The organism is Mesorhizobium sp. M7A.F.Ca.CA.002.05.1.1 (genome assembly GCF_003998335.1).
GTDB lineage: Bacteria > Pseudomonadota > Alphaproteobacteria > Rhizobiales > Rhizobiaceae > Mesorhizobium.
On sequence record NZ_RZQI01000815.1, the window covers coordinates 1 to 2,682 of the forward strand.

The 2,682-nt window shown below is 62.6% G+C and carries 4 protein-coding genes; 3 read left to right on the forward strand and 1 reads right to left on the reverse strand.

The window, feature by feature from the left end:
* On the forward strand, positions 1-498 hold a 498-nt coding region (locus EN939_RS28890), incomplete at its 5' end, for an ATP-dependent DNA helicase (RefSeq protein ID WP_164751304.1).
* On the opposite strand, the gene EN939_RS28895 is transcribed toward EN939_RS28890, so the two are convergent.
* Entirely contained in the window at positions 491-913 is a 423-nt protein-coding gene (locus EN939_RS28895) for an STAS/SEC14 domain-containing protein (RefSeq protein ID WP_127271116.1), read from the reverse strand. The two genes, EN939_RS28890 and EN939_RS28895, sit on opposite strands and share 8 nt — an antisense overlap.
* 135 nt (positions 914-1,048) lie before the next feature.
* Between EN939_RS28895 and EN939_RS28900 the strand changes: the two genes are divergently transcribed.
* Both EN939_RS28900 and EN939_RS28905 read left to right on the forward strand, forming a co-directional pair.
* Positions 1,049-1,789 carry a pyridoxine 5'-phosphate synthase gene (locus EN939_RS28900; RefSeq protein WP_127271118.1) on the forward strand — a complete coding sequence of 247 codons (741 nt, stop codon included), beginning with the start codon at positions 1,049-1,051 and terminating at the stop codon, positions 1,787-1,789.
* A 104-nt stretch (positions 1,790-1,893) separates the two neighbouring features.
* Positions 1,894-2,682 (forward strand): KUP/HAK/KT family potassium transporter (locus EN939_RS28905; RefSeq protein ID WP_206528364.1); only part of this gene is annotated, 789 nt, incomplete at its 3' end.

A 2,682-nucleotide genomic window follows, 5' to 3' on the forward strand; every position in this document is an offset into this window, starting at 1 on the left:
CTGGTGCTGAAGGCGGACCAGGTGCTGGTCGGCACCAACCGCACGCGTCGCCGCTACAATCAGCGGCTGCGCGAGCTCAAGGGCTTCAACGCCGATTATCCGCAGGCCGGCGACAAGCTCGTCTGCCTGCGCAACGATCCGGCCAAGGGCCTGCTCAACGGCTCGCTGTGGAAGGTGATGACCTCGTCGCGCGAGACGGTGAAGCCCGGCATCAACCTTCTGGTGTCGCCGGAAGAGGACGATCCGGATCGCGGCGTCGCCAAGATCAAGCTGCTCAAGGCGGCGTTCGAGGATCCCGATGCCGACATCCCGTGGCAGCAGAAGAAGCGCTTCGACGATTTCGACTATGGCTACGCGCTGACCGTGCACAAGGCGCAGGGCTCGCAGTGGAACGAGATCGTGCTGTTCGATGAAAGCTGGGCCTTCAAGGAAACCCGCCAGCGATGGCTCTACACCGCCATCACGCGGGCGGCCGAGCGGCTGACGATCGTCAGGTAGGGGCGCCGGATGCTGTTGCTCCGATAGGCTGCGCGGCAAGCCATTGCCAGGCGGCGGCCTCGTCCTCCGCCTTGAAGTGCCTGATTTCAACGGGCGGGGAGGACGGCAGAAAGCGTTGTGCGTCCGCTATCCAGTCCGGTTCGCCGATGGTTGCGCAACGGCCGACATGTTTCAATGCATGGATCGCGCCCTGCTTCAGGGTCTCGTCCGCGATGTCGGCCCAGTCGACGCCATCGTGGTCGACGAGGCGCACCAGCACATCGATGCGCGGATGCAGGGCATAGGCTGCCTCCAGCAGCCCGAAAAGATTTTCACCGTCGGCCGCGGAAACGTGCCCGACGACATCGATGGCGAAAAGGTCGTCGCGGCTGGTCTCGATACGGCGAATTGCCGGAACCTCATCGAGAAAATTCATCGGCGCTTTCCTTTCCCGGCTCGTTCATCAGGCTTGGAACACCCGAAACCCCCAGTCTGTTCCCACCAAAGGCATTACTGTTCCCGTCAAAGGCATTATAGGTGGGCGCGTTGAATGATTTCCGAGACCGCCCGCATGCCTGCAAAGCTCTCCGTCAACCTCAATGCCATCGCCATGCTGCGCAACCGGCGCGACCTGCCGTGGCCAAGCGTGACCGGCCTCGGCCGCATTGCGCTGGCGGCCGGGGCGCATGGGCTGACGGTGCATCCGCGCCCCGACGAGCGGCACACAAGACACTCCGATCTGCCTGAGATCCGGTCGCTGATCGACGACGAGTTTCCGCGCGCGGAATTCAACATAGAGGGCTATCCGACCGAGGATTTCCTGTTGCTTGTGGAAAAGCATCAGCCTGAACAGGTGACTTTGGTGCCGGACGATCCGGCCCAGGCGACATCGGACCATGGCTGGAACTTCGCCACCCAGGCCGCGTTCCTTACACCGATCGTCAAACGCTTGAAAAAAGGGGGCTTTCGCGTGTCGCTGTTTTCCGACCCTGATCCCGATTGGGTGGCGGCCGCACGTGACACCGGTGCCGATCGCATCGAGCTCTATACTGGTCCATATGGCAGCTATCACACAGATTCCGCCAAAGCGGCCAAAGAGCTGGAAAGATTGGGAAAAACCGCTGACGCGGCGCTTGCCGCCGGGCTGCAGGTCAATGCCGGGCACGATCTCGTGGTTGGCAATCTGCCGGCGCTGGTCAAGCGCATTCCGGCATTGGCCGAAGTGTCGATCGGACATGGGTTGACAGCCGACGCGTTGGAGTATGGCATGGCCGGCACGGTGGGTCGGTTCCTCAAGGCCTGCGGATGGTAGCGATGGGCAGCCTGGCGCGGCAGGCATGGCAGCCATTACGCGACGGCACTTGATATTGCATCGCAGCAAGCGTAGAGCACCGCGCGCTTATCGGAGTGTCGTCCATGGCCCTTACCAACACTGGTAGTGAGGCAGAACCCGTCGAACAATCGAGCCATTCGGAAGTCGAACAGCACAGCACCAAGGTTCTGATGCTGGGCGCGCTCGGTGTCGTCTATGGGGATATCGGCACCAGCCCGATCTACGCCTTTCGCGAGGCGCTGGTGGCGTCCTCGGGCGGCAATGTCGCCCAGCGCGGCGATATTCTCGGCGTGCTGTCGCTGATCATCTGGTCGCTGACGATCATCGTCACCATCAAATACATCATGTTCGTGCTGCGCGCCGACAACCGCGGCGAGGGCGGCGTGCTGTCGCTGATGGCGCTGGCGCGCGGCAGTTTCCCCAAGCGTTCAGCATTGATGCTCGCTATCGGCATCGTCGGGGCATCGCTTTTCTTCGGTGACGCCGTCATCACACCGGCGATTTCGGTGCTGTCGGCGGTCGAGGGCATGAATGTCGTCACGCCGACCTTCCAGCCCTATGTCGTGCCGCTGACATTGGTCATCCTTGCCATGGTGTTCGCGGTGCAGCGCTTTGGCACGGGCGGGGTGGGATTGGTGTTCGGCCCGGTGACCGCGGTATGGTTCCTGGCCATCGGCCTTTCCGGCCTCAACCACATCATCGCCGATCCGGAAATCCTGTGGGCGGTGAGCCCGCACTATATCGTCGCCTTCCTGATCAATTCGCCCGATGTCGCCTTCGTGACCATCGGCGCCATCTTTCTCGCCGTGACCGGCGCCGAAGCGCTCTATGCCGATCTCGGCCATTTCGGCCGCAAGCCGATCGTGCTGGCC

Bases quoted from the DNA above. Each gene is read 5' to 3' on its own strand.
- EN939_RS28895 (WP_127271116.1), bottom strand. From the start codon at position 913: ATGAATTTTCTCGATGAGGTTCCGGCAATTCGCCGTATCGAGACCAGC.
- EN939_RS28900 (WP_127271118.1), top strand. From the start codon at position 1,049: ATGCCTGCAAAGCTCTCCGTCAACCTCAATGCCATCGCCATGCTGCGC.